Below are 25,646 nucleotides of genomic sequence, written 5' to 3'. Positions count from 1 at the left end.
GCGCGAACCGCCGCGTCCGGGGAAATCCAGCGTGACATTATAAGGGGCGCGTGCGATCGGAATCGACCGCGAAATCAACCGCGAACTCGATTGCGAACTCGACCGGAACGACCCGCGAAACCGCGCCGTTGCTGAATTTCGGACCGACGCGCTCGTCGCGTCGGACGATTCCGAGCGCCCGATCGGTCAGCCGCCCCACCGTCCCCCCGCCACCCCAGCGCCCACCATGCGCCGCATTCAGGACGGCACCTGATAATCGCGGAACCGTTCGCGCAGCTTGAGCTTGAGCATCTTGCCCGTTGCAGTGTGCGGAATCTCCTCGACGAAAACCACGTCGTCGGGGATCCACCACTTCACCACTCGCCCCTCGTAGAACGCGAGCACCGCTTCGCGCGTGAGCGACGAACCGGGTTTGCGCACGACGACAAGCAACGGCCGCTCTTCCCACTTCGGATGCCGGATGGCTATGCAGGCCGCTTCGTGAATCTCGGGATGCGCCATGGCGATGTTCTCGACGTCGATCGAGCTGATCCACTCGCCGCCGGACTTGATCACGTCCTTGCTGCGGTCGGTGATCTGCACGTAACCCTCCGGGTCGATCGTGGCCACGTCGCCCGTGGGGAACCAGCCGTCCACCAGCGGCGACGCCGCCGTGCGGAAATAGCGGTCGATCACCCACGGTCCGCGGGCATACAGATCCCCGAATGCCTTGCCGTCCCACGGCAGTTCCTCGGCGTCGGGCCCGACGATCTTCAGATCGACGCCATAGATGGCAGTGCCCTGCTTCTCCAGGATGCGCTGCTGCGCCTCGGGCGGCAGATCGCGATGATGCTTGCGCAGATGGCACAGCGTGCCGAGCGGCGACATCTCGCTCATGCCCCAGGCATGGATGACGCGCACGCCGTAGTCCTTCTCGAAGGTCTGCAGCATGGCGGGCGGGCACGCCGAGCCGCCGATCACGGTGCGCTCGAGCGTGGAAAAGCGAGCCCCGATCGACTTGACATGCGCCAGCAAGCCGAGCCACACCGTCGGCACGCCGGCGGAAAACGTCACGCCTTCCGCTTCGAACAATTCGTAGAGCGACTTCCCGTCAAGATCCTTGCCGGGGAAAACAAGCTTGGCGCCGACCAGCGCGCTCGAATACGGCAGCCCCCACGCATTGACGTGAAACATCGGCACGACCGGCAGCACGGCGTCGCGCGCGGACATCGCCATGGCGTCGGGCAACGACGCGCCAAACGCGTGCAGCACCGTCGAGCGATGGCTGTAGAGCACGCCCTTGGGGTTGCCTGTCGTGCCCGAGGTGTAGCACAGGCCCGAGGCCGTGTTCTCGTCGAGCGACGGCCAGGCGAACTCGCCGTCTTCCGCGGCGAGCAGGTCGTCATAGCACAGCAGGCGCAGCGTCGAATCCGGCAGATGCGCCCGGTCGGTCATCGCAATCCAGCCCTGCACCGTCGGGCACTGCGGCGCGATCGTCTCGACAAGCGGCAGAAAGTTGATGTCGAACGCGACGAACCTGTCTTCCGCGTGGTTGACGATGTACGCGATCTGCTCGGGAAACAGCCGCGGGTTGATCGTGTGCACCACGCTGCCCATGCCGGACACGGCGTAATACAGCTCGAGATGGCGATACCCGTTCCACGCCAGCGTGCCCACCCGCTCGCCGTCGCCCACGCCCAGCCGGCGCAACGCCTGCGCGAGCCGGCGGGCGCGCAATTCCGCGTCGCGCCATGTGTAGCGGTGGATGTCGCCCTCGACGCGGCGCGACACGATTTCCGTGTCGCCATGGTGACGGGCAGCGTGCGTGATCAGCGAGGAAATCAATAGCGGCGCGGCCATCATCTGACCGAGGAGCGGTGTTGCCATGCGTCGAATCTCCAGAAAAGTCGGGAATACCGGAACTACGGGGATACGTCGAAAACGGCTATCGAGACAGGCTATCGAGAACGACTATCGAAAATGGATGGCGTCGGCCAACATGGACTCACGCGTGCATCGGACCCGGGTCTCGCGCGGGCGGGGCACCTTCGGCGGCGTCCATGCGGCCTGCGGATCATTCTTGACGCGGGCGGGCGCCGGGTCAACGCCCATCGCTTGTGCGGCGCAACAGTCGCGCGAGCGAAGCGCCCGCGGCGAGATGCGCTGTCATCATAGGCGAGCCGGCAGCGCACTACGGACACCTCAAGTAGAATGTTTGTTCACCCTCAGGAACGTCCCCAATGCCGGCATCTGACCGCCCCGACGCTGTGTCCCCTTCGCTCAAGCCCTTCGGACCGCTGCCGCTCGCGAACCGGTTTGCCGGGCTCGGCGCCGAGTTCTACACGCGACTCTCCCCGCAGCCGCTGCCCGACCCCTATCTGGTCGGGTTCTCTGCCGACGCCGCGCGTCTGCTCGGGTGGTCCCCCGACGCCGCGCGCGCCCCCCGGTTCGTCGCGACGTTTGCGGGCAACACCCCGCTGCCGGGCGGCGATCCGCTCGCGAGCGTCTATTCGGGCCATCAGTTCGGCGTATGGGCCGGCCAGCTTGGCGACGGCCGCGCGCTGCTGCTCGGCGAGGCCGACGGCCCGGGCGGGCGCTGGGAGATCCAGCTCAAGGGCAGCGGGCTCACGCCCTATTCGCGCATGGGCGACGGACGCGCCGTGCTGCGCTCGTCGATCCGCGAATTTCTGGGCTCCGAGGCGATGTTCCATCTCGGCGTGCCGACCACGCGCGCACTGTGCGTGATCGGCTCCGACGCGCCGGTACGCCGCGAGACGATCGAGACGGCCGCCGTCGTCACGCGCCTGTCGCCGAGCTTCATCCGCTTCGGGCATTTCGAGCATTTCTGGGCCAACGATCGGCACGACGCGTTGCGCCAGCTTGCCGACTTCACCATCGATCACCACTATCCGCACTGCCGCGACCAGGCAAACCCATACCTGGCGCTGCTCGGCGAAGTATGCGATGCGACGGCCGAGCTGGTGGCGCATTGGCAGGCCGTGGGCTTCTGCCACGGCGTCATGAACACGGACAACATGTCGATCCTGGGTCTTACGATCGACTACGGCCCGTTCGGCTTCCTCGACGGATTCAACGCGCATCACGTCTGCAACCACTCGGATACGCAGGGACGCTATGCGTACCAGGCACAGCCGAACGTGGCGTACTGGAACCTGTTCTGTCTCGCGCAGGCGCTGCTGCCGCTCTTCGGCGAGGGCGAGGCCGCCATCGAGAAGGCGCAGTCGGTGTTGCCGCTCTTCAAGACGCGCTTTGCCGAAGAGATCGACCTGCGCATGCGCGCCAAGCTCGGCTTGCGCGAGTCGCACGCCGACGACGAGACGCTCATCAACGGCCTGTTCCGGTTGATGCACGAGGGGCGGGTCGACTTCACGCGCCTGTTTCGGACGCTGGCAGCGCTGGAGCTCGAGAACCCCGCAGCGGATGCGCCCATTCGCGACATGTTCATCGACCGCGAGGGCTTCGATGCATGGGCGGCGAACTATCGGGCGCGCCTGCGGCACGAAGGCAGCACCGACGCGAAGCGCGCGGTGGCCATGCGCCTGGTCAATCCGAAATACGTGCTGCGCAACCATCTGGCCGAGATCGCCATCCGGCAGGCCCGCGAGAAAGATTTCTCCGAAGTCGACACGCTCCTTCGCGTGCTCTCGCGCCCTTACGACGAGCAGCCGGAATTCGAGCGCTACGCCGATCTGCCGCCCGACTGGGCCGGACAGCTCGAAGTGAGCTGCTCGTCCTGAGCGGCCGGCGCGGAAGACCGGCCGGGCATTGCAAAAACGGCGCCGCGCCCCCATCTGCGACAGGTCCGAAAGACATTCGACGCGCGTCGGCCACCCACATGCCGGCGCCCATCAGGAGACTCTCATGAGCAAAGTGGAAAAATCCGATGCCGACTGGCGCGCCCAACTCGACGACGTCGAGTACCAGGTCACCCGCCACGCCGCCACCGAACGCGCCTTCACCGGCCGATACTGGGACCACTGGAAGGACGGCACGTATCGCTGCGTGTGCTGCGGCGCGCCGCTGTTCGAGTCCACCGAGAAGTTCGACGCGGGTTGTGGCTGGCCGAGCTATTCGAAACCGATCGACAAGGCGAGCATCGACGAGGTGATGGACTACAGCCACGGCATGGTGCGCGTGGAAGTGCGCTGCCACAACTGCGACGCTCATCTGGGCCACGTGTTCGAAGACGGTCCGCAACCCACCGGCCTGCGTTACTGCATCAACTCGGCGTCGCTCAACTTCGAGGACAGGGACGGCGCGTCCGACAAGCCAGGGGACGCCTGAACCAGGCCCGCCCACCCCAATCGTGACCAATGCGGCCACCTGACGGCCACTTGGTGGTCACTCGGCGGCCACACCTCGCCCCCCCGCCCTGGAATCCGCTCATTTCTTGTGCCAGATCAGTGAAATGTCGCGAATGCCAGGGCATTCTTGCAAGAATCGGCAGTTCCGGCTGTTAAGCTGCGTATGTGTTCAACGCAAAACAGGAGCCGATCCATGCCCGGGAAATCCGACCCTCTTCGTTCGTTCGCCGCCGCCGCGCTGCTGATCGCCGGCAGCGGCGCTCTCGTCGGCCAGGCGCAAGCCCAGTACACGGGGCCGTCGGCACAGCCCGCCGCCGCGGGCGGCACAATCGCCGTGCCGGCCGCCATGCCTCATGCCGTGACGGTCGAGCAGGCGCTCGCCGCACCGGACGACGCCACCGCGGTGATCGAGGGATTCATCGTCAACAAGCTCCGGCACGAGCACTACACGTTCCGCGACGATGCCGGCAAGACCATCGAGATCGACCTCGACGACAAGTATCTGCCGCCAGGCCAGGTCATCAATGACAGGACGCGCGTTCGGATCACCGGCGAAGTCGACCGCCACCGTTTCCGTCCCAACGACATCGAGGTGAAGCGCATCGAGATCGTCAGGTAATCGTCCGAATCCGCGGCACCGTGTCTCTGCGGCGCCGCCCATTTCGGCGAACGCGGGGCTTTGAAATATAATGCGGCTTTCCGTCAATCGCGCCGACGCGCGTCCGAGCGCGCTCGATCAGGGCTCGCCGCGGCCGGCCGCATGCGGCCGACGCAGCAAGCCTGAAGCGCCCTAGCCGAGACTTCATGAAATTTCTTTTCGACCTGCTACCGGTCATCCTCTTTTTCGTCGCCTTCAAGTTCGCCGGCATCTATGTGGCTACCGGCATCGCGATCGCCACCACGATCGTGCAGGTCATCTGGATGTGGCTGCGCCACCGCAAGGTCGAACCCATGCAATGGGTGAGCCTCGCCATCATCGTGGTGTTCGGCGGCGCGACCATGCTGCTGCACGACGAGACCTTCATCAAGTGGAAGCCGACGGCGCTGTACTGGCTGTTCGGCGTGACGCTGTTCGTGGCGGAACTGGTCTTCGACAAGAACCTCATTCGCGCGATGATGGAAAAGCAGATGGCTCTGCCCGAGAATCTCTGGCGCGCCGTGAACTTCAGCTGGGCGCTGTTCTTCCTCGCAATGGGCGCGCTCAACCTCGTGATTGCCTACCACTTCTCGACCGACACCTGGGTCGACTTCAAGCTTTTCGGCGGCATGGGGCTGATGGTGGTGTTCATCGTCGTGCAAAGCCTGTGGCTTGCGAAGTACATCAAGCAGGACGAGTAATCCGGGGAGCCACGGCCATGAGCATCGAAGAGCAGATCCAGGCGCGGCTCACCGCTGCGCTCGCCCCGCTCGAGTTCTCGCTGGAGAACGACAGCGCCCGCCACGCCGGCCATGCCGGCGCCGCTTCCGGCGGGCATTACAACCTGCGGATCGTCTCCGCGGCATTTACCGGACGCAACCGCGTGGCGCGCCACCGGCTGGTGTATGATGCGCTAGCCGATTTGATGCAGAACGGCATCCACGCCCTCGCCATCGTCGCGCTCGCCCCGGGCGAAGCGTGATCCGCGTGAAACGCGTCCCCCGTCGATTAATCTTGCCTTCGTCATTCGTTAGGAAAAACAGCATGGCATTGAAACTCGCCCGCACGGCGCTGGCGCTCGGCGCCGCCGTGTCGCTGACCGCCGTTACCCTCCCCGCTTTTGCCCAGAACGTTGCCGTCGTAAACGGTACGCCGGTGCCCGTGTCGCGCGCCGACGCCATGGTGCGCGAAATGGTGCGCCAGGGTCAGCCGAACTCTGCGCAACTGCAACAGCAAGTGCGCGAAGAGCTGGTCAAGCGCGAAATTCTCGCGCAAGCGGCCGTGAGCAACGGTCTGGCCAAACAGGCCGACGTCAAGGCGCAACTCAAGCTGGCCGAGCAAGGCGTGCTCATTCGCGCGCTGATCGCCGACTTCCAGAAGCGCTCGCCGATCACCGACACCGAGGTGCAGGCACGCTACGACCAGCTAAAGAAGCAGTTCGGCGACAAGGAATATCACGCGCGCCACATCCTGGTGCCGAGCGAAGACACGGCCAAGGAAATCATCGCCAAGCTCAAGGGCGGGGCGAAGTTCGCCGACCTCGCGAAGCAATACTCGAAGGACCCCGGTTCGGCACAGAACGGCGGCGATCTCGACTGGTCGCCTGCCAATGCCTACGTGCCCGAGTTCGCCGACGCGCTGCAGAAGCTGCAAAAGGGTCAGTACTCGCAGACGCCGGTCAAGACGCAGTTCGGCTATCACGTGATCGAGCTCGACGACACGCGCGACGCGCAGATTCCGCCGCTGTCCGACGTCAAGCCGCAACTCATGCAGCAGATGCAGGAAGAGAAGCTGCAAGGCTTCATCGACGGCCTCGAGAAGAAGGCCAAGATTCAATAAGCGTAGACGCGCGACGCCCGTTGCGGAAAACCCGCCGTTCGCACGGCGGGTTTTTTTATTCCTTCACGGCAGCAGGGCCGGCGGTGAACAAAAAACGCCTGCCCCATCGCGGGACAGGCGGTCGATACGGCAATACGGCAATACGGCAATACGGCAATACGGCGATACGGTGCGATGGCGCCGTGGCCCGATGACGTTATGGTGTTACGGCGCCGCGCCACCGGCAATGCGCCGCCGCAACGTCAGGCCACCCAGCGGCGCGCGTTGCGGAACATGCGCATCCACGGGCTGTCTTCGCCCCACTGCGCCGGCGCCCAGCTCATCTGCACCGTGCGGAACACGCGCTCCGGGTGCGGCATCATGACCGTGAAGCGACCGTCGGCAGTCGTCACCGACGTGAGGCCGCGCGGCGAGCCGTTCGGGTTGAACGGATACTGCTCGGTCGGCTGACCGCGGTGATCGACGAAGCGCATCGCGGCGATCGCCTGATCGATGTTGCCCTGCAGACCGAAGTTGGCGAAGCCTTCGCCGTGCGCGACGACGATCGGCAGTTGCGAGCCGGCCATGTCCTTGAAGAACAGCGACGGCGAATCGAGCACCTCCACCTGCGTGAGACGCGCCTCGTACTTCGACTGGTTGTACGTGAACTTGGGCCACGCCGCCGCGCCCGGAATCAGATTCGACAGGTTGCTCATCATCTGGCAACCGTTGCAGACCCCCAGCGCAAACGTGTCCGCACGATTGAAGAAGCCGGCGAACTGCTCGGCCAGCGCCGGATTGAACAGAATCGTCTTCGCCCAGCCTTCACCGGCGCCGAGCGTGTCCCCGTAAGAGAAACCGCCGCAGGCGACGAAGCCCTTGAACGCTTCGAGCGAGTGGCGGCCCGCGAGCAGGTCGCTCATGTGCACGTCGTAGGTGTCGAAGCCGGCCTTGTCCAGCACATACGCCATCTCCAGATGCGAGTTCACGCCCTGCTCGCGCAGGATCGCGATCTTCGGGCGCACGCCCGTCGCAATGAACGGTGCGGCGATGTCCTCGTTGGGGTCGAACGTGAGCTTCGGCGACAGGCCCGGATCGCTCGTATCGTTGAGCGCTTCGTATTCCGCGTCAGCCGCAGCCGGGTTGTCGCGCAGGCGTGCGATGCGCCAGCTCACTTCGGACCACACGCGCTGCAGCTCGGCGCGCGGCGCGCCGAAGATTTTCCTGGCGTCGCGATAGATTTCAATGACGTCGTTCGTATTGGGCTTGCCGATCACGTTCGTGCAGGCCGACAGACCGGCTTCGCGCAGCGTTTGCAGTACCGCGTCGCGCTCGGCGGCGCGCACCTGGATCACGCCGCCCAGTTCCTCGGCGAAGAGCGCTCGCAGCGTCTTGTCCTCGCGGCGGCCGATCGTCTGCTTCGCCCAGTCCTTGGCGTCGCCGTAGTCCGACTCGAAACCCTCGTCGAGGGTGAGCATGTCGACGTTGAGCGACACGCCCACATGGCCGGCAAACGCCATCTCGGCCACCGTGGCGAACAGGCCGCCGTCCGAACGATCGTGATAGGCGAGCAGCTTGCCTGCGCGGTTGAGCGCCTGGATGGCGTCGAAGAAGCGCCGGAGGTCCGCCGGATCGTCGAGGTCGGGCGCCACGTCGCCGATCTGCTGCGTGACCTGCGCGAGGATACTGCCGCCCAGACGGTTCTTGTTGCGGCCGAGATCGATCGCGATCAGCACCGTCTCGCCAACCTCGGCGACCGGGCGCAGTTGCGGCGTGAGATGGCCGCGCACGTCTTCGACGGGGGCAAACGCCGAGACGATCAGCGAGACCGGCGCGACCACGTCCTTGGCGCGGCCGGCGTCTTCCCACTTGGTGCGCATCGACAGGGAATCCTTGCCGACCGGAATCGACAGGCCCAGCGCCGGACAAAGCTCCATGCCGACGGCCTTGACCGTGTCGAACAGCGCGGCGTCCTCACCTTCCGTGCCGCATGCGGCCATCCAGTTGGCCGACAGCTTGATCCGGTCGAGCGACGCGATCGGGGCGGCCGCAATGTTGGTGATGGCTTCGCCAACCGCCATGCGGCCCGAGGCCGGCGCGTCGATGACGGCCAGCGGCGTGCGCTCGCCCATCGTCATTGCTTCGCCGCGATAGCCCGCGTAATCCATCAGCGAAATGGCGCAGTCGGCCACCGGCACCTGCCACGGACCGACCATCTGGTCGCGCGCGGTCAGGCCGCCTACGGTGCGGTCGCCAATGGTGATGAGAAACGACTTGCTCGCCACCGTCGGATGGCGCAGCACGGCACGTGCCACTTCGTCGAGCGAGAGCCCCGTCACGTCCACCGGCGGCAGCGCCGCCTTGACACGCTTGACGTCGCGATGCATGCGCGGAGGCTTGCCGAGCAGCACGTCCATCGGCATGTCGACAGGGTCCGGCGACTCGGGGTGCATCGGGTCGACGAGCTTGAGCTGCCGCTCCTGCGTCGCCACGCCGACCACCGCGACCGGGCAGCGCTCACGCTGGCACACGGCCTGGAACGCCGGAAAGTCGTCCGGCGCGATAGCCAGCACGTAGCGCTCCTGCGCTTCGTTGCTCCAGATTTCGGCCGGCGACATGCCCGACTCTTCGAGCTGCACCTGACGCAGATCGAAACGGGCTCCCTTGTCGGCACCGTCGACCAACTCCGGGAATGCGTTCGACAAACCGCCCGCGCCCACGTCGTGAATCGACAGGATCGGGTTGGCCTCGCCCTGGCGCCAGCACCAGTTGATGACTTCCTGCGCGCGACGCTCGATTTCCGGGTTGCCGCGCTGCACCGAATCGAAGTCGAGTTCGGCGGTGTTCGTGCCGGTCGCCATCGAGCTCGCGGCGCCGCCGCCCATGCCAATGCGCATGCCCGGGCCGCCGATCTGGATCAGCAGCGTGCCGGCCGGCAGGTCGTGCTTGTGAGTGTGCTGCGCCGCGATGTTGCCCATGCCGCCCGCGATCATGATGGGCTTGTGGTAGCCGCGAACACGGCCGCCGACGTTCTGCTCGTAAGCGCGGAAGTAACCGCCCAGGTTCGGGCGGCCGAATTCGTTGTTGAACGCGGCGCCGCCGAGCGGGCCGTCGATCATGATCTGCAGCGGCGAGGCGATGCGGTCCGGGCGGCCGTAGTCCGCGCCCTTGTCGTCGGGCTTGCGCAGCGACGGCGGCACCGTCACGTCGAGATCGTTCTCCCAGGCTTCACGCGCGTCGGGCAGCGCCAGGTTCGACACCGTGAAACCGGTCAGACCGGACTTCGGCGTGGAGCCGCGGCCCGTGGCGCCTTCATCGCGAATTTCGCCGCCCGCGCCCGTCGACGCGCCCGGGAACGGCGAAATCGCCGTCGGATGATTGTGCGTCTCGACCTTCATCAGCGTATGCGTGAGCTCCACGCTGCGGTCGTACTTGCCGTCGGCGCCGCGCGGATACCAGCGCTCCACTTCGGCGCCTTCCATCACCGAAGCGTTGTCCGAATAGGCCACGATCGTGCCCTGCGGATGCAACTGATGCGTGTTCTTGATCATCTGGAACAGCGACTTGTCCTGCGGCTGGCCGTCGATGGTCCACTGTGCGTTGAAGATCTTGTGGCGGCAATGTTCGCTGTTCGCCTGCGCGAACATCATCAGCTCCACGTCGGTCGGATTGCGCTCGAGCGCCGTGAACGCGTCGACCAGGTAATCGATTTCGTCGTCGGCGAGCGCCAGGCCCAGATCGCGGTTGGCCGCTTCGAGCGCGCCGCGACCGGCGCCGATCACGTCGACCGTCTGCAGCGGCTTGGCGGGCAGCTCGACGAAGAGCGCCTCGGCGTCACGGCGCGTGGCGACGACCGTCTCGGTCATGCGGTCATGCAGCACGTCGGCCACGCGGGCCAGCACGTCGGCCGCGAGCGACTTCTTGCCACCGAGCAGGCCGGACTTCACACCGATGGTGTATTCGACGGCGCGCTCGATACGACGCACGTGGGCGATGCCGCAATTGTGCGCGATGTCGGTCGCCTTGCTCGCCCACGGCGAAATCGTGCCCAGGCGCGGAATCACCAGCAACTGATCGCCCACCGGCTCCTCACGCACCGGCTCACCGTAGGTGAGCAGCCCGGCCACGCGCGCCTCGTCTTCGCTCGACAGCGGTTCGGCGCTGGCCACGAGGTGTACGTAGCGGGCGTCGATACGCACGATCGAACTGTCGATGGCTTGCAGGGTCTGCAGAAGACGTTGCTGGCGGAATTCGGAAAGCGCCAAGGCGCCGGCGAAGCAGGCAATGTGAGTCATGGAAGGACGGAAGGCGAGGCGTTCAAAACGCGGGGGAACGACAAACCGGGATTATACCCTGCTTACCCCGGGTTATACCCGAGTGCGCGCGACCGAATTCCGCCATCTACCCGCCCGGTCCGGGCCGCTCTCTGGTAACCTATGCGCCCCGCGATGGACACACACTGGAACACCGGCGCGAGGCCCCACGGGTCCGGGCCGCACCACCAAGAACGACACTAACAAGCGAACGGGCGGGCGTTCGCCACACACCAGACGGTTGGGAATGAAGGTCATCGTTATCGGCGGCGGGGTTATCGGCACATGCACCGCCTACTATCTGGCCGCCGCGGGGCACACGGTCACGCTCGTCGAGCGCAACAGCACGGTCGCGCAGGAGAGCAGCTTCGGCAATGCGGGCGTCATCGCGCCGGGCTACGTCACTCCCTGGGCCGCGCCGGGCATGCCGCGCAAGCTGCTCGGCTATATGTTCAGCGCCGCGAGCCCCCTCATCTTCCGCCCCGGCCTGTCGGCCGGCACCTGGCGCTGGGCTGCGCGCTGGCTGCGCGAGTGCAAGCTCGAGCGCTATCGCGCCAACCGCGAGCGCATGCAGCGCCTGGCGTTCTACAGCCAGCGTTGCCTGCACGACCTGCGCGACGTCCACGTCTTCGAATACGAGCACACGCAGGGCTATCTGCAACTGTTTCGCACCGAGCGCGAGATCAAGTTGAACGAGCCGGCGCGCGCCATGCTGGCCGAGAACGAAGTCCCGCACCGCCTGCTCACCGCCGACGAATGCCGCAAGCTCGAACCCGCGATCTCCAACGACGCGCCGCTTGCGGGCGGGCTGCATCTGCCGCGCGACGAGACCGGCAACTGCCCGTTGTTCACCAAGCGCCTGGCCCAGATCTCGCGTGAGCTCGGCGTGACGCTCGCCACCGAGACGACCGTGCTGTCGGTGCGCCCGAACGTGGGGCGCGCGGGCGTCACCGTCGAGATGGCCGCAAGCGGCGTGCCCGGCCAGACGGCGAGGCTCGAAGCGGACGCCGTGGTGATCGCGGCCGGCGTGGCGAGCACCGCCCTGCTTCGCCCGCTCGGCATCGACGTGCCGCTTTGGCCGATCAAGGGCTACTCGATCACGGTGCCCGTCAAGACGGAATTGTTCAGCCCTCGCATTGCCGTCATGGACGAGTCGTACAAGACCGCCATCACGCCGCAGGGCAACCGGCTGCGCATTGCCGGGACGGCCGAGCTCGGCGACACCGAACTGGTGCTGCGCGAGCGCGCCATCTCCACGCTTTACAAGGTGGCGACGGACTGGTTTCCGGGCGCCGGCAAGTACCGCGAGGCGCGCGCCTGGGTGGGCGCGCGACCGATGCTGCCGGACGGCCCGCCGCTGCTCGGGCCGACGCACCTGCCGGGCATCTACCTCAACCTCGGCCACGGCTCCACCGGCTGGGCCATGGCCTGCGGATCGGGGCGCATTCTCGCCGACGTGATCTCCGGCCAGACGCCCGAGATCGATCTCGACGGGCTCACGCTCGCCCGCTACGATCGCCACGCTCGCCGCGATCGCTGAGCCCCGCTGGCGCGCCAAACCGCGCTAAACCGCGCCATCCGCAGCCAGCCGCGCCAATCCCGCCAATCCCGCCAATCCCGCCAGTCGCGCTGATTGTGCCGAATCGTGCCGGATCGTGTGAATCGTGCCCGATCGTGTGAATCGTGCCCGATCGTGTGGAGCGTGCCGCCGCATGCGATGGCCGCGCACGTCGATGGTCCGCGCGTCAGCACCCGGCGCCGCAGCCGCCTCGTGCGCCCCGCCGCGCACGTCAGACATTGCCGACACGAGGTCGGGATTCCCACCGGCAGGCAGATGACGAGGTTGGCGGCATAATGCCTGCGTTGAGGCGCAGGTTCGCGACGTCGGCCCTCCGGCATGGCGCCGAGCCCGCCATCGGCGTCCGTCGTCCCTTCGGGCGATCGCGCCGCATTCTCCGGGAGCCCCGCCTGTCATGCCGAACCCACTGCGCATCGATGTTCCCGCCGCGCTCAATCCGAGTCCGCTCGCGCGTCCGCCCGCGTTGACGCAGCCCGCATCGCTCACCCACACCGCAACGGTTTGCGACCCTGGCACGTCGCTCGCGCTGTATCTTCCGGCGACGCTGCGCGACGTGGAGCGCGCCGCGGCGGCCAAGCTACCGCCACACACGCTCATGGCGCGCGCGGGCGCCGCCGTCGCCGACTGGCTCTACGCACGACTGCCGGTCCTGGCCAGCGCCGGTCGTCAGCCCGTGCTGCTGCTCGCCGGCCCCGGAAACAACGGTGGCGACGCCTACGTCGCCGCGCATGACCTGCATCGGCGCGGCGTACTGGTCGACGTCTGGCAATGCGCCGCACCCGCGACGGACGACGCCCGCTGGGCCCACGCGCAGGCCATGACGGCGGGCGTGCCGATCCGCCCGGCGCCGGCGGTGTGGCCGCACCCGGCCACCTATGCGTGGATCGTCGACGGCCTGTTCGGCATTGGCCTGTCGCGTCCGCTCGATGGTGCTGTCGCGGCCCTCGTCGGGAACATCGCCTATGCCCACGCGCACGGCACGCCGGTTCTCGCGATCGACATTCCGAGCGGGCTCGGCGCAGCCACGGGCATGGCGGACGGCGCGGTCATTCACGCCGATGTCACGATCGCCATGCTCGGCGCGTGCCCGGGATTGTTTACCGGCAAGGGCCGCGACGTTGCGGGCATGGTACTCGTCGCGTCGTTGGGCGCCGAGGAGGCGCTCGAGGCCGCCCCTGCTGCCCCTGCCGCCCCTGCCACCCCTGCCGCCCGCCCCACACTTGCGACACTTGCCACGAGCGCGCCGGACGTCTTCGGCGCCGACCTTCCGCTGCGCCGCCACGCCTCGCACAAGGGCAGTTACGGCTCGCTCGCGGTGCTCGGCGGCCACCCCGGCATGGTCGGTGCGCCGCTCCTGTGTGCGCGCGCCGGGCTGATGACCGGCGCCGGGCGCGTCTATGTCGGTTTCGTCGCCCCCGACGCACCTGCGTGGGACCCCGTCCATCCCGAGCTCATGCTGCGTGCGGCAGAAGACGTCGATCTGGCAGCCATGCAGGCGGTGTGCGTCGGGCCCGGGCTGGGCACGTCCGCGGCTTCGGCGGCATGTCTTTCCCGTGCGCTGTCGCTCGAGCAGACGCCGCTCGTCATCGACGCCGATGCCCTCAATCTCATCGCGGCGCACGCCTCGCTTGCCGAGCGCGTGCGCCGCCGCGCCGGTCCTACGATACTCACGCCGCATCCGCTCGAAGCGGCAAGACTGGCCGGGTGCAGCGTCGCAGACGTCGAGTCCGACCGCCTGAGCGCCGCGCGCTCGCTGGCAAAGCGTTTTGGTGCGGTCGTCGTACTCAAGGGATCGGGCAGCATCGTCGACGATGGTGCCGGCGCGTGGATCAATACCACCGGCAATGCGGGGCTGGCGACGGCCGGCACGGGCGACGTGCTCACCGGCGCCATCGGCGCATTGCTCGCGCAGGGCACGCCCGCAAACACCGCCGCGCTGGCCGGCGTTTGGCTGCACGGCAAGGCCGCGGACCGTTGCGTCGCCGAAGGCGCAGGACCCGCGGGACTGACGGCATCCGAACTGTTGCCGGCCATGCGCGTCGAACTGGCGGCGTTGTCGGAGCGCGGCGCGCGCGGTGCGACCCGGACCGCGACATGAGTGCGCCACAGAACTGTCGAAAGCACGGCCGAAGCACGCGCCATGGCCGCGCGACGGCGTCATTTCGGCGTGATCGCGCGTGACTCCCGTTATACTTCGCTTTATCGAAATGCCCTTACCGCACATGTCGTACAAGCCTTCCGCGCCCTCCGTTCGTCTGGATCAACTCGCCGCATGGCGTGCATTGCTCGAGCATCGCGATGAAATCGCAGGGCAGCACATGCGCGACTGGTTTGCCGGCGCCGGCGCGAATGCACGCGTCGAGCAGTTCTCGCTGCATGCCGCCGGCCTCTATCTCGACTACTCGAAGAACCGGATCACCGACAAGACGCGCACCCTGCTCGCGCATCTCGCGCGCGAATGCCACGTACCCGCCAAGCGCGACGCAATGTGGGCCGGCGAACACGTGAACGTCACCGAGGACCGCGCGGCGCTGCACGTGGCATTGCGCGCGCCACAGGGCGCGGCGTTTCGCGACGCCGCCGGCGATGTCAGCGCCGGCGTGCATCAGACGCTCGCGCGCATGCGCGCCTTCAGCGAGCGCGTTCGCGACGGCCGGTGGCTTGGCGCCACCGGCAAGCGCATCCGGCATCTGGTCAACGTCGGCATCGGCGGCTCTGATCTGGGGCCGCGCATGGTCTGCGACGCGCTCGCCGTCTACGGACGCGCGGAACTCACGGCGCACTTCATCGCCAACATCGATCCGACCGAACTCGCCCGCACGCTGCCCACGCTCGATCCGCAAACCACGCTCGTCGTCGTGTGCTCGAAGACGTTCACCACGCTCGAGACCATGACCAACGCGCGCACGATTCGCGCCTGGTTCCTGGCCAACGGCATCCCGGAGAGCGCGCTGGGCAAGCATTTCGTCGCGGTATCGACGAACGCCGACGAGGCAACGCGCTTTGGCATCGACCGCGAGAATGTCTTCGAATTCGGCGAATGGGTGGGCGGACGCTATTCGCTGTGGTCGTCGGTGGGGCTGATCATCATGCTCTATCTGGGCCCGCGGCACTTCGACGCCCTGCTCGCCGGCGCGCATGCGATGGACGAACACTTCCGCACCGCGCCGCTCGAAGCCAACATGCCTGTGTTGCTCGGTTTGCTGGGCATCTGGTATCGCAATTTCTTCGATGCGCAAACGCTGTCCATCGCCCCGTACACGGACGCGCTCCAGAAGCTGCCGCCATATTTGCAGCAACTGGACATGGAGAGCAACGGCAAGTCCGTACAGATCGACGGCACGCCGGTGGCGTGGCAGACCGCACCGATCATCTGGGGCGAACCGGGTACGAACGGGCAGCATGCATATTTCCAGATGCTGCACCAGGGCACGACGCTCGTGCCGGTCGACTTCATCGCCGTGCTGGAGCCGCAGTACGAAGGTGCGGCCTATCTCGAACACCATCGCAAGCTGTTGGCGAACTGCTTCGCGCAAAGCGAAGCCCTGCTCCAGGGCGGTTCGATGGCGACGAGCGAACAGGCTGGCAGCCCGCTCGGCGCACAGCGTCGCTTCGACGGCAACCGGCCGAGCAACACCATCGTCATCGACAAGTTGACGCCGGAGCGTCTGGGCGCGTTGATCGCACTCTACGAGCACAAGATCTTCGTGCAGGCCGCTGTCTGGGACATCAATCCGTTCGACCAGTGGGGTGTGGAACTCGGCAAGACGCTATGCCGCGCGATTGAGCCCGAGCTTCTCGATCCGGACACGCTCAGACCCGGCGCTCACGATGCTTCGACCGCCTCGCTCATCCGCTTGGCGGGCGAGGCGCTCCGGCGGCGCAAGGGCTGACCTCCCCTCTCTTTCTTTGCTTTGAGGTGCGGCGACACGGCCCCGATCAAACGTGGGCGCCGTTGACGAGCCGGCCGCCGGCGAGCTGCACCGTCGCGTCGCAACGCTGCGCAATGGCCAGGTCATGTGTGACGAGAACCAACGTCGCGCCGCTCGCCTCGTTCAGAGAAAACATCAGGTCGATGACGCGTTCGCCGGTCGCCGTATCGAGGCTGCCGGTGGGCTCGTCGGCAAAGAGCACGGCCGGTTCGGTCACGAACGCGCGCGCCAGTGCCACGCGCTGCTGCTCGCCGCCGGAGAGCTGCTTCGGGTAGTGCGTAAGTCGCGCGCCGAGCCCCACCTGTTCGAGCAACTTCACGGCACGATTGCGGACCTCGCGTGTCTCACCGAGCAGTTCGAGCGGCAGCATGACGTTTTCGAGCGCCGTCAGGTGCGGCATCAGCTGGAACGACTGAAAGACGAAGCCCACGGCGCCGCGGCGCAGGGCGGCGCGGCCCTCTTCATCGAGATCGCCGAGCGACTTGCCCAGCAGCGTCACGCTGCCGTCCGTCGCGGTGTCGAGGCCGGCCATGAGGCCCAGCAACGTCGACTTGCCGGAGCCGGAAGCGCCGACGATGGCCACCGTCTGGCCTTTCGCGACGGAAAAATCGATATCCTGCAAAATGACGAGCTCGCCGGTGGCGTCGCGCAAGCGCTTGCCGAGCCCCCGCACCTCAATTACGTTTTCGGAAAACGACATGGCAAGAAGAGAGTTCTTGAAATTGGCCGCCACGGCCCTCGTGGGCTGGAGCCTGCTGTCAGGGACTGTGGCGAACGCGGCAAGTTCGGGCGCGCCGACGATTCTCGTCGTGGGCGACAGCCTCTCGGCCGAGTATGGCATTGCACGCGGCGCCGGGTGGGTCAACCTCCTGCAGCAGACGATCACGCAAAACGGCTTCGATTATAACGTCGTCAACGCGAGCATCAGCGGCGACACCACGAGCGGCGGGCGCTCACGGCTCGCCCCGCTTCTCGAACGGCATCGCCCTGCGATCACCATCCTCGAGCTGGGCGGCAACGACGCGCTGCGCGGTATTCCGCTCGAGCTCACGCGCACCAATCTCCGGGCGATGATCGAAGCCGCACGCAAGGCGGGCAGCCGTGTCATCGTCGTCGGCATGCGCATTCCCCCCAACTACGGGCCCGACTACAGCGAGCAGTTCTACAACATGTACGCCACACTCGCCCGACAGGAAAAGACGGGCTATGTGCCGTTCCTGCTGGCCGGCGTGGCCGAGCATCCGGACTGGTTCCAGCAGGACCAGATTCATCCGCTTGCGAAGGCGCACCCGCAAATTCTGCAAAACGTCTGGCCAACCGTGAAACCGCTGCTCAAGCCTGCCGGCAAGCCGGCGGCCAAAGCGGTCGACGCTCCTACGCCGAAGTCCGGCGCATGAAAAAACGCGGCCCGGGAGCCGCGTTTTTCATTGCACCGAGCCTCGCTGAATCAGGCGCCCGGCTTGGTCACGTCGTTGACCATTTTGACCTTCGAGCGCGCGCGCAGATCCCCGAGCCAGGCGTTCCATTCAGCCTGCGCCGCCAGTTGGTTGAGCTGCTGCGTTTCGGCGGCCAACCGTTGGGGGTCTTGCACCGTGGGCTGCGAGACCTTGCTGATGCGGTACACCGCATAGCCCTGGCCTTCGCCGAGATCCACGCCGACGTATGCCGGCAGCTTGGCCGTGTCGGCGCCGAAGATCGCGGTGAGCGCGGCGGCCGGCAGCTTGCCCGGGTTGTCGCGCGAGACCGTCTGCGCTGGGCCGAATGCGGCATCGCCGCCCTTTTTCAGCGCATCGAGCTTCGCTTCCCCGGCCTTCTTCGCGTCCTGCGCGGCCAGATCGGCGGCCACCTTCTCCTTGACCTGCGCTTCGATCTGCGTGAGCGGCGGCGTCGCGGCCGGATGATAGTTGACGACATGCGCCGAGACCAGCACGCCCTGTCCGACGTCCACCGCTTCGGTGTTGCGCTTGTTCTTGAGCGACTCGTCGCCGAACACGGCCTTGAGCAGTTTCTCGTTGCCGAGCGGCCCCTTGGCCTGCGCGGGGTCCGGCGTGCGCGTGACCGTCGCGGCGAGCACCTTCAGGTTCAGCTTGTCGGCCACCGGTTGCAGGCTGTCCGGCTGTTCGTACACGGCGTTGGTGAACTGGTCGGCGAGTTTGGCGTAAGCCTTGGCCGACTCCTGTTGGCGATACTGTTCGGCGAGTTGCGGCTTGACCTCCTCGAACGATTTCGTCTGCCCCGGTTTGATGCCGGTCAGCTTGATGATGTGATAGCCGAAGTCGCTCTTCACGACGTCGCTCACCTCGCCTTCGCTCTTGAGCGCGAAGGCGGCGTCGGCGAACGGCTTGACCATGGCGTCGCGCTGGAAATAACCGAGGTCGCCGCCGTTGGCCTTCGAACCCGGATCGTCGGAGTTCTCGGTCGCGAGCTTGGCGAAATCGTTCGGATGCTGCTTGAGCTGTGCGAGCAGCGCCTCGGCCTTGGCCTTCGCCTTGGCATGCTCGGCCGGCGATGCATCGGACGGCGAGGCGATCAGGATGTGCGACGCACGGCGCTCCTCCGGCGTGGTGTACTGCTTGAGGTTGTCGTTGTACATCTTGCGCAGCACGTCATCGCTCGCCGCACTCTGCGCCGAGGCCGGCATTGCCTTCGGATCGAGCACGACGTACTGGATCTCGGCCGACTCCGGCGTCTGGAAGGCGGCCTTGTGGGCGTCGTAGTAGGCCTGAATCTGCTGCGCCGTCGGCGCGACCTTGCCTGCGTACTCGGCGGCCGGGAACGTCAGCGCCGACACTTCGCGCTCCTGTGCGCGAAGCTGCGCGAAACGATCGATCACCGTCTTCGGCAGCATTGCGCTTGCCTGCACGCTCGCCGGCAGTTGGTTCGAAGCGAGCTCGAAACGCACCTGAGCTTCGAGACGTTGCGGCGTGAGGTTCTGCGCGGCAAGCAGTTGCTCGTACTTGGCTTCGTCGATCGAGCCGTCCGGGCGGCGCATCTGCGCAATTGCCGGGATGGCGAGCAGCGCCTCGCGTACCTGGGCATCGGGCACCGACAGATTCTTCTTGAGGGTTTCCTGCATGAGCAGCTTCTGCTGGATCAGGTTGTCCAGCACAGCCGTGCGCATTTCGGGCGTATTGATCTGGCTGGCGTCGACCGCGCCGCCGAACATCTGCTGCATGCGCTCGGTCTGGGCACGCAACACGCTGTCGTATTCCTGACGCGTCACGGTCTGATCGCCCACCTTGGCAATCGTGCCGGCATCCGAGGCGTACTCCTGCCAGCCGTGAACGCCGAAGACCACGAACGACGGCACGATCAACACCGTCAGGAAAATGAGGACCAATCGTTGATGGCGTCGGATGAAGTCGAACATACGAAATCGGAAGAGTCGTCTGGAGGCGTCTTAGGACGTCATATGGCAAAAAAGGCGAACCGAAGTTCGCCTTTTCACAATTTGGCGGAGCGGACGGGGCTCGAACCCGCGACCCCCGGCGTGACAGGCCGGTATTCTAACCAACTGAACTACCGCTCCCCAAGATCTGGAACTGGTGGGTGCTGAGGGGTTCGAACCCCCGACCTACGCCTTGTAAGGGCGCCGCTCTACCAGCTGAGCTAAGCACCCGTTCCCGATTCTAGTGTTGTTCTTGCTGCTACTTCCCGCCGGAGCAGGAAAGTCGATCAGTTTACAGTATCTTTGAGATCTTTGCCAGGGCGAAATTTCGGAACCTTTGCGGCCTTGATCTTGATCGCGTCGCCGGTGCGCGGATTGCGGCCGGTGCGCGCTGCGCGCTTGTTCACGAAGAACGTGCCGAAGCCCACCAGCGTCACATCGTCACCCTTCTTCAGCGCCTTCTTTACTGCAGCTACAAATGCATCAAGTGCTCGACCCGAGGCGGCCTTCGAGATATCTGCCTCACTCGCGATATGATCGATCAGTTCCGTCTTATTCACTGTAACCCCCTTGCAAGGATAGTAGGCGATTGAGCCGCGGAGGCGCTCTTCGCGCGCCTTGACATTGATCTGCGAGGTCCGCTGGCTTTGCCATTAGACAAGCCGAAAACCCTTATGTCAAGCCGTTTTGCGCCATTTTGGCGGCTTCGGAAGCACTCCTGAACCTGCGCTTTCCGGCCGCTATTTTCGAGCACTTTGCGTGAATAAAAAAAGCCCGGGGAAAACCCCGAGCTTTTTTCGCCTTTCACTCTTTTCCGATGCCGGGAGCTGCGGCGAACATCGCCGCCCCTCCCCGGCAAGCGACGCCGTCAGTGCTTGATGACGTCCTGCTTGCCGCCGGCGTCCGCGTTCGGCGTCACCGGTGCAGCCTTCGCCTCTTCTTCGGGCAGCGGCGTCGGCGCATGCTCCAGCGCCAGCTCCAGCACCTTGTCGATCCAGCGCACGGGCACGATCTCCAGCGCGTTCTTCACCGTGTCGGGAATCTCTGCGAGATCCTTCACGTTCTCTTCCGGAATCAACACGAGCTTGATGCCGCCGCGATGCGCGGCCAGCAGCTTCTCCTTGAGACCGCCGATCGGCAACACTTCGCCGCGCAGCGTGATCTCGCCGGTCATCGCGACATCGGCACGCACCGGAATGCCGGTGAGCACCGACACGAGCGCCGTCGTCATCGCGATACCGGCGGACGGGCCGTCCTTCGGCGTCGCGCCTTCCGGCACGTGGATGTGGATGTCCTTCTTCTCGAACTGGTCATCCGTCACCCCCAGGCGGCGCGCACGCGAGCGTACCACCGAGCGGGCCGCCTCGACCGACTCCTTCATCACGTCGCCGAGCGAGCCCGTGCGAATGATGTTGCCCTTGCCCGGCATCAACGCGGCTTCGATGGTCAGCAGATCGCCGCCCACTTCCGTCCACGCCAGCCCCGTGACCTGGCCGATCTGGTTTTCCTTCATCGCCAGACCGAAGTCGAACTTGCGCACGCCCAGGAAGTTGTCGAGATTGCCGGCGTCGACCTTGATCGACGTGCCTTCGACCTTCTTGAGCAACAGCATCTTCACGACCTTGCGGCAGATCTTCGAGATCTCGCGCTCGAGCGAACGCACACCGGCTTCGCGCGTGTAATAGCGGATGATGTCGCGGATCGCGGCTTCCGTGAGCTCGATTTCGCCTTCCTTCAGCCCGTTGTTCTTCTTCTGCTTCGGCAGCAGATAACGCTGGGCGATGTTGACCTTCTCGTCTTCCGTGTAGCCCGACAGGCGAATCACTTCCATGCGATCGAGCAGCGGCGCCGGAATGTTCAGCGAGTTCGACGTCGCCACGAACATCACGTCCGACAGATCGAAGTCGACTTCGACGTAGTGGTCCGAGAACGTGTGGTTCTGCTCCGGATCAAGCACTTCGAGCAGCGCCGAGCTCGGGTCGCCACGGAAGTCCATGCCCATCTTGTCCACTTCGTCGAGCAGGAACAGCGGGTTGCGCACGGCCACTTTCGACAGGCTCTGCAGGATCTTGCCCGGCATCGACCCGATGTACGTGCGACGGTGGCCGCGAATCTCGGCCTCGTCACGCACGCCGCCCAACGCCATGCGCACGAACTTGCGGTTCGTAGCACGCGCGATCGACTGGCCGAGCGAAGTCTTGCCCACGCCCGGGGGCCCGACTAGGCACAGGATCGGCGCCTTGACCTTGTCCACGCGCTGTTGCACGGCAAGATACTCGAGGATACGTTCCTTGACCTTCTCGAGACCGAAGTGGTCTTCGTCGAGCACCTTCTCGGCGTTCGACAGGTCGTTGTTTACCTTGCTCTTCTTGCGCCACGGCAGTCCGACCAGCGTGTCGATGTAGTTGCGCACGACCGTGGCTTCGGCCGACATCGGCGACATCAGCTTGAGCTTCTTGAGTTCCGCGTCAGCCTTCTTCTTGGCTTCCTTGGGCAGGTGCGCGGCCTTGATGCGCTTTTCGAGTTCTTCGAGATCCGCGCCCTCCTCGCCTTCGCCGAGTTCCTTCTGGATGGCCTTGACCTGCTCGTTCAGGTAGTACTCGCGCTGGCTCTTTTCCATCTGGCGCTTCACGCGGCCGCGGATGCGCTTTTCCACCTGCAGGATGTCGATCTCGCTCTCGAGCTGCGCGAGCAGATGCTCGAGCCGTTCGATGACCGGGAACATCTCCAGGATCTTCTGCTTCTGCTCGAGCTTGAGCGGCAGATGCGCGGCGATGGTGTCAGCCAGACGACCCGCTTCGTCGATGCCCGACAGCGAGGTCAGGATCTCCGGGGGGATCTTCTTGTTGAGCTTCACGTACTGGTCGAACTGCGCGACGATGGCACGGCGCAGCGCCTCGGATTCGGGCGAATTGCCGTCATCCGGTTCGAGCGGCATGACTTCCGACGTGAACTGGGTTTCTTCTTCATCCACGCTCAGCGTGCGCGCACGTTGGATGCCCTCGACGAGCACCTTCACGGTGCCGTCCGGCAGCTTGAGCATTTGCAGGATGTTGGCCACGCAGCCGATCTCGTAGAGATCCTTGGCCGTGGGCTCGTCCTTGGCCGCGGCTTTCTGGGCGACCAGCATGATGTGCTTGCCGCCTTCCATGGCGGTTTCAAGCGCTTTGATCGATTTCGGACGCCCCACGAAAAGGGGAATCACCATGTGCGGAAACACGACCACGTCGCGCAGAGGCAACAGGGGCAGTTGAATCGCTTCGGGCGGGAGGATTTGGGTGCCTGACATCTCGTTCCCCATAATTAACGATACCGTTGTGTTCCAGCTAATTGAGGCCGCCGGCGAGAATTACAAGGGGGTGGAAAGGCCCCTTCGCCGATAAGGTGCACCACTCGGGGTTTCATTGCCCGTGGCACTAGTATGAAGGAAAAAAAGCCGTCCATGTTTCCATGAACGGCTTCGAAGCAAGTTGAGTTGACCGTTCAATTGGAGCCGGCAACTTTGGGCGACTCCTGGTAGATCAGCAGCGGTTTGCCGTCGCCGCTGATCGCGTTCTCGTCCAGAATCACCTTGGTCACGCCTTTGAGCGACGGCAGCTCGTACATGACTTCGAGCAGCGCCTGCTCGATGATCGAACGCAGCCCGCGCGCACCGGTCTTGCGCTTGATGGCCTTGCGAGCCACCGCATGCAGCGCCGCCGGGCGGATCTCGAGCTCCACGCCTTCCATCGCGAACAGACGCTGGTACTGCTTGACCAGCGCATTCTTCGGCTCGATCAGGATCGTCACGAGCGCGTCTTCGTCCAGCTTGCCCAACGTGGCAACGACGGGCAGACGGCCGATCAGCTCCGGGATCAGACCGAACTTGATCAGGTCTTCCGGTTCCACGTCGCGCAGCAATTCGCCCGCGTCGCGCTCTTCACCGGTCTTGACCGTCGCGCCGAAGCCGATCCCGGTCTTCTCCGTGCGGTTCATGATGATCTTCTCGAGACCATCGAACGCGCCGCCGCAGATGAACAGGATATTGGTCGTATCTACCTGGATGAAGTCCTGATTCGGATGCTTGCGCCCGCCTTGTGGCGGCACCGATGCCATCGTGCCTTCGACGAGCTTGAGCAGCGCCTGCTGCACGCCCTCGCCGGACACGTCGCGCGTGATCGACGGGTTGTCCGACTTGCGGCTGATCTTGTCGATTTCGTCGATGTAGACAATGCCCTTTTGCGCCTGCTCGATCTCGTAATTGCAGTTCTGCAAAAGTTTCTGAATGATGTTCTCGACGTCCTCGCCCACATAGCCGGCCTCGGTCAGCGTGGTGGCGTCGGCGATCACGAACGGCACGTTGAGCAAACGCGCGAGCGTCTGCGCGAGCAGCGTCTTGCCTGAGCCGGTCGGCCCGATCAGCAGGATGTTGCTCTTGGAAAGCTCGACCTCGTCGCGCTTGTCGCCGAGGTGCTTCAACCGCTTGTAATGGTTGTAGACCGCGACCGCCAGAATCTTCTTGGCGCGGTCCTGACCGATCACGTATTGATCGAGACTCTCGCGGATTTCCTGCGGCGAAGGCAGATCGGACTTGCCGCCGCTGCCACTCTCGTCCTCGGCTGCCGCAGCCTCGTCGCGGATGATCTCGTTGCACAGATCAATGCACTCGTCGCAGATAAACACGGACGGTCCCGCGATGAGCTTCTTGACCTCGTGCTGACTCTTTCCGCAGAAGGAGCAGTAGAGCAGCTTTTCGCCGTTGGAAGTGCTTTTTTTATCCACCATATCTGTGTCAGCCTGCTAGCAATTTGCGCCCCGGTCGTCCCCCGCCGGGGCGGCAAACGCGGCATACGTGAATCCCATTGTAACGCCATGCTGCGCGGGCGTGTGGCCCACCCGCGACAGCCGCAAATTTCCTTTAACGACAAAGACTTGGCGCGATCACCCGGTGTTCGACGTCGAAATTACCGGATGTCGCGCCAGCGTTTTGCCGTCGCGCGCCCCCAATCGGCAACCGATTCAGGGACGCTTTTCGAGCACGCGATCGATCAGACCGTACTCCACGGCATCGGTCGCGGACTTGAAGTTGTCGCGATCGGTGTCGCGCGCGATGACCTCGAGCGGCTGCCCCGTGTTCTCGGCGAGCAGACGGTTCAGGCGGTCCTTGAGCAACAGGATTTCCTTCGCGTGAATTTCGATGTCCGAGGCCTGACCGCGCGCGCCGCCCAGCGGCTGGTGAATCATGATGCGGGCGTTGGGCAGCGCATAGCGCTTGCCCTTCTCGCCGGCGGCGAGCAGGAACGCGCCCATGCTCGCGGCCATGCCCATGCACAGCGTGGAGACGGCCGGCTTCACGAACTGCATCGTGTCGTAAATCGCGAGCCCTGCCGAGACGGAGCCGCCCGGCGAGTTGATGTACATCGAGATTTCCTTGTCCGGATTCTCGCTCTCGAGAAACAGCAATTGCGCAACGACGAGATTGGCGGTCTGGTCGTTGACCTCGCCCACCAGGAAAATGATGCGCTCCTTGAGCAGACGCGAGTAGATATCGTAAGCGCGCTCACCGCGGCCACTTTGCTCGACGACCATCGGCACGAGGCCCAGAGCCTGCGATTCGAGAGCGGAGTTGTGCGTCGGGGAAGCGAGTTGGGCGAGCAATTCGGAACGGGTAATCATATCGGTTCGACCCTTCTATC

The 25,646-nt window shown here is 65.2% G+C and carries 18 protein-coding genes and 2 tRNA genes; 10 read left to right on the top strand and 10 right to left on the bottom strand.

The window, feature by feature from the left end:
* Positions 1-237: 237 nt before the first annotated feature.
* A complete protein-coding gene (locus CDN36_RS00695; protein ID WP_287495734.1) occupies positions 238-1,866 on the bottom strand; it encodes a 3-(methylthio)propionyl-CoA ligase in 1,629 nt (542 codons plus the stop codon).
* 353 nt (positions 1,867-2,219) lie between these two features.
* Here CDN36_RS00695 and CDN36_RS00690 point away from each other — a divergent pair, with 353 nt between their 5' ends.
* The 6 genes from CDN36_RS00690 to CDN36_RS00665 all read left to right on the top strand — a co-directional run bounded on the left by CDN36_RS00690 (position 2,220) and on the right by CDN36_RS00665 (position 6,780).
* The gene (locus CDN36_RS00690; RefSeq protein WP_287495733.1) at positions 2,220-3,737 is read left to right on the top strand and encodes a protein adenylyltransferase SelO; all 1,518 of its coding nucleotides are present in this window, start codon (positions 2,220-2,222) and stop codon (positions 3,735-3,737) included.
* Between the two features lie 124 nt (positions 3,738-3,861).
* A complete protein-coding gene (gene msrB / locus CDN36_RS00685) occupies positions 3,862-4,284 on the top strand; it encodes a peptide-methionine (R)-S-oxide reductase MsrB (RefSeq protein ID WP_150554274.1) in 423 nt (140 codons plus the stop codon).
* 213 nt (positions 4,285-4,497) lie between these two features.
* Positions 4,498-4,923 carry a YgiW/YdeI family stress tolerance OB fold protein gene (locus CDN36_RS00680; protein WP_174966261.1) on the top strand — a complete coding sequence of 142 codons (426 nt, stop codon included), beginning with the start codon at positions 4,498-4,500 and terminating at the stop codon, positions 4,921-4,923.
* A gap of 185 nt (positions 4,924-5,108) precedes the next feature.
* On the top strand, positions 5,109-5,642 hold the full coding sequence (locus CDN36_RS00675) for a septation protein A (RefSeq protein ID WP_150554272.1): 534 nt from the start codon (positions 5,109-5,111) through the stop codon (positions 5,640-5,642).
* A gap of 17 nt (positions 5,643-5,659) precedes the next feature.
* A complete protein-coding gene (locus CDN36_RS00670; protein ID WP_150554271.1) occupies positions 5,660-5,923 on the top strand; it encodes a BolA family protein in 264 nt (87 codons plus the stop codon).
* 62 nt (positions 5,924-5,985) lie between these two features.
* Positions 5,986-6,780, top strand: coding sequence for a peptidylprolyl isomerase (locus tag CDN36_RS00665; RefSeq protein ID WP_287495732.1), 795 nt, complete (start codon positions 5,986-5,988; stop codon positions 6,778-6,780).
* 242 nt (positions 6,781-7,022) lie between these two features.
* On the opposite strand, the gene purL is transcribed toward CDN36_RS00665, so the two are convergent.
* Positions 7,023-11,054 carry a phosphoribosylformylglycinamidine synthase gene (gene purL, locus CDN36_RS00660; RefSeq protein WP_287495731.1) on the bottom strand — a complete coding sequence of 1,344 codons (4,032 nt, stop codon included), beginning with the start codon at positions 11,052-11,054 and terminating at the stop codon, positions 7,023-7,025.
* Between the two features lie 259 nt (positions 11,055-11,313).
* On the opposite strand from purL, the gene CDN36_RS00655 reads away from it, so the two are divergent.
* The 3 genes from CDN36_RS00655 to pgi all read left to right on the top strand — a co-directional run bounded on the left by CDN36_RS00655 (position 11,314) and on the right by pgi (position 16,544).
* On the top strand, positions 11,314-12,612 hold the full coding sequence (locus CDN36_RS00655) for a D-amino acid dehydrogenase (protein ID WP_353846831.1): 1,299 nt from the start codon (positions 11,314-11,316) through the stop codon (positions 12,610-12,612).
* 433 nt (positions 12,613-13,045) lie between these two features.
* On the top strand, positions 13,046-14,749 hold the full coding sequence (locus tag CDN36_RS00650; RefSeq protein ID WP_287495729.1) for an NAD(P)H-hydrate dehydratase: 1,704 nt from the start codon (positions 13,046-13,048) through the stop codon (positions 14,747-14,749).
* A 124-nt stretch (positions 14,750-14,873) separates the two neighbouring features.
* The gene (gene pgi / locus CDN36_RS00645; protein ID WP_287495728.1) at positions 14,874-16,544 is read left to right on the top strand and encodes a glucose-6-phosphate isomerase; all 1,671 of its coding nucleotides are present in this window, start codon (positions 14,874-14,876) and stop codon (positions 16,542-16,544) included.
* Positions 16,545-16,590: 46 nt separating this feature from the next.
* Here pgi and CDN36_RS00640 read toward each other — a convergent pair whose 3' ends face one another.
* Positions 16,591-17,283 (bottom strand): ABC transporter ATP-binding protein, encoded by a 693-nt coding sequence (locus CDN36_RS00640; RefSeq protein ID WP_287495727.1) that lies wholly within the window; start codon positions 17,281-17,283, stop codon positions 16,591-16,593.
* Here CDN36_RS00640 and CDN36_RS00635 point away from each other — a divergent pair.
* Positions 17,282-17,980, top strand: coding sequence for an arylesterase (locus CDN36_RS00635; RefSeq protein WP_287495726.1), 699 nt, complete (start codon positions 17,282-17,284; stop codon positions 17,978-17,980). The two genes, CDN36_RS00640 and CDN36_RS00635, sit on opposite strands and share 2 nt — an antisense overlap.
* A 50-nt stretch (positions 17,981-18,030) precedes the next feature.
* On the opposite strand, the gene CDN36_RS00630 is transcribed toward CDN36_RS00635, so the two are convergent.
* The 7 genes from CDN36_RS00630 to clpP all read right to left on the bottom strand — a co-directional run bounded on the left by CDN36_RS00630 (position 18,031) and on the right by clpP (position 25,623).
* Positions 18,031-19,953 (bottom strand): SurA N-terminal domain-containing protein, encoded by a 1,923-nt coding sequence (locus CDN36_RS00630; RefSeq protein WP_287495725.1) that lies wholly within the window; start codon positions 19,951-19,953, stop codon positions 18,031-18,033.
* Between the two features lie 82 nt (positions 19,954-20,035).
* Positions 20,036-20,112 (bottom strand) — tRNA-Asp (locus CDN36_RS00625).
* A 14-nt stretch (positions 20,113-20,126) separates the two neighbouring features.
* Positions 20,127-20,202 (bottom strand) — tRNA-Val (locus CDN36_RS00620).
* 56 nt (positions 20,203-20,258) lie between these two features.
* On the bottom strand, positions 20,259-20,561 hold the full coding sequence (locus CDN36_RS00615) for an HU family DNA-binding protein (protein ID WP_477642103.1): 303 nt from the start codon (positions 20,559-20,561) through the stop codon (positions 20,259-20,261).
* 278 nt (positions 20,562-20,839) lie between these two features.
* The gene (gene lon / locus CDN36_RS00610) at positions 20,840-23,260 is read right to left on the bottom strand and encodes an endopeptidase La (RefSeq protein ID WP_287495724.1); all 2,421 of its coding nucleotides are present in this window, start codon (positions 23,258-23,260) and stop codon (positions 20,840-20,842) included.
* A 194-nt stretch (positions 23,261-23,454) separates the two neighbouring features.
* Complete coding sequence (gene clpX / locus CDN36_RS00605) at positions 23,455-24,735, bottom strand: ATP-dependent Clp protease ATP-binding subunit ClpX (RefSeq protein ID WP_150554260.1); 1,281 nt, start codon at positions 24,733-24,735, stop codon at positions 23,455-23,457.
* A gap of 234 nt (positions 24,736-24,969) precedes the next feature.
* The gene (clpP, locus tag CDN36_RS00600) at positions 24,970-25,623 is read right to left on the bottom strand and encodes an ATP-dependent Clp endopeptidase proteolytic subunit ClpP (protein ID WP_150554516.1); all 654 of its coding nucleotides are present in this window, start codon (positions 25,621-25,623) and stop codon (positions 24,970-24,972) included.
* Between the last annotated feature and the right edge of the window lie 23 nt (positions 25,624-25,646).

The sequence above is a fragment of the Pandoraea sp. CB10b_02 genome (genome assembly GCF_002216225.1).
Classification (GTDB): domain Bacteria; phylum Pseudomonadota; class Gammaproteobacteria; order Burkholderiales; family Burkholderiaceae; genus Pandoraea; species Pandoraea nosoerga.
This window is presented reverse-complemented; position numbering and strand designations above follow the sequence as displayed.

Bases quoted from the DNA above. Each gene is read 5' to 3' on its own strand.
- CDN36_RS00695 (WP_287495734.1), bottom strand. From the start codon at position 1,866: ATGGCAACACCGCTCCTCGGTCAGATGATGGCCGCGCCGCTATTGATT.
- CDN36_RS00690 (WP_287495733.1), top strand. From the start codon at position 2,220: ATGCCGGCATCTGACCGCCCCGACGCTGTGTCCCCTTCGCTCAAGCCC.
- msrB (WP_150554274.1), top strand. From the start codon at position 3,862: ATGAGCAAAGTGGAAAAATCCGATGCCGACTGGCGCGCCCAACTCGAC.
- CDN36_RS00680 (WP_174966261.1), top strand. From the start codon at position 4,498: ATGCCCGGGAAATCCGACCCTCTTCGTTCGTTCGCCGCCGCCGCGCTG.
- CDN36_RS00675 (WP_150554272.1), top strand. From the start codon at position 5,109: ATGAAATTTCTTTTCGACCTGCTACCGGTCATCCTCTTTTTCGTCGCC.
- CDN36_RS00670 (WP_150554271.1), top strand. From the start codon at position 5,660: ATGAGCATCGAAGAGCAGATCCAGGCGCGGCTCACCGCTGCGCTCGCC.
- CDN36_RS00665 (WP_287495732.1), top strand. From the start codon at position 5,986: ATGGCATTGAAACTCGCCCGCACGGCGCTGGCGCTCGGCGCCGCCGTG.
- purL (WP_287495731.1), bottom strand. From the start codon at position 11,054: ATGACTCACATTGCCTGCTTCGCCGGCGCCTTGGCGCTTTCCGAATTC.
- CDN36_RS00650 (WP_287495729.1), top strand. From the start codon at position 13,046: ATGCCGAACCCACTGCGCATCGATGTTCCCGCCGCGCTCAATCCGAGT.
- pgi (WP_287495728.1), top strand. From the start codon at position 14,874: ATGTCGTACAAGCCTTCCGCGCCCTCCGTTCGTCTGGATCAACTCGCC.
- CDN36_RS00635 (WP_287495726.1), top strand. From the start codon at position 17,282: ATGGCAAGAAGAGAGTTCTTGAAATTGGCCGCCACGGCCCTCGTGGGC.
- CDN36_RS00640 (WP_287495727.1), bottom strand. From the start codon at position 17,283: ATGTCGTTTTCCGAAAACGTAATTGAGGTGCGGGGGCTCGGCAAGCGC.
- CDN36_RS00630 (WP_287495725.1), bottom strand. From the start codon at position 19,953: ATGTTCGACTTCATCCGACGCCATCAACGATTGGTCCTCATTTTCCTG.
- lon (WP_287495724.1), bottom strand. From the start codon at position 23,260: ATGTCAGGCACCCAAATCCTCCCGCCCGAAGCGATTCAACTGCCCCTG.
- clpX (WP_150554260.1), bottom strand. From the start codon at position 24,735: ATGGTGGATAAAAAAAGCACTTCCAACGGCGAAAAGCTGCTCTACTGC.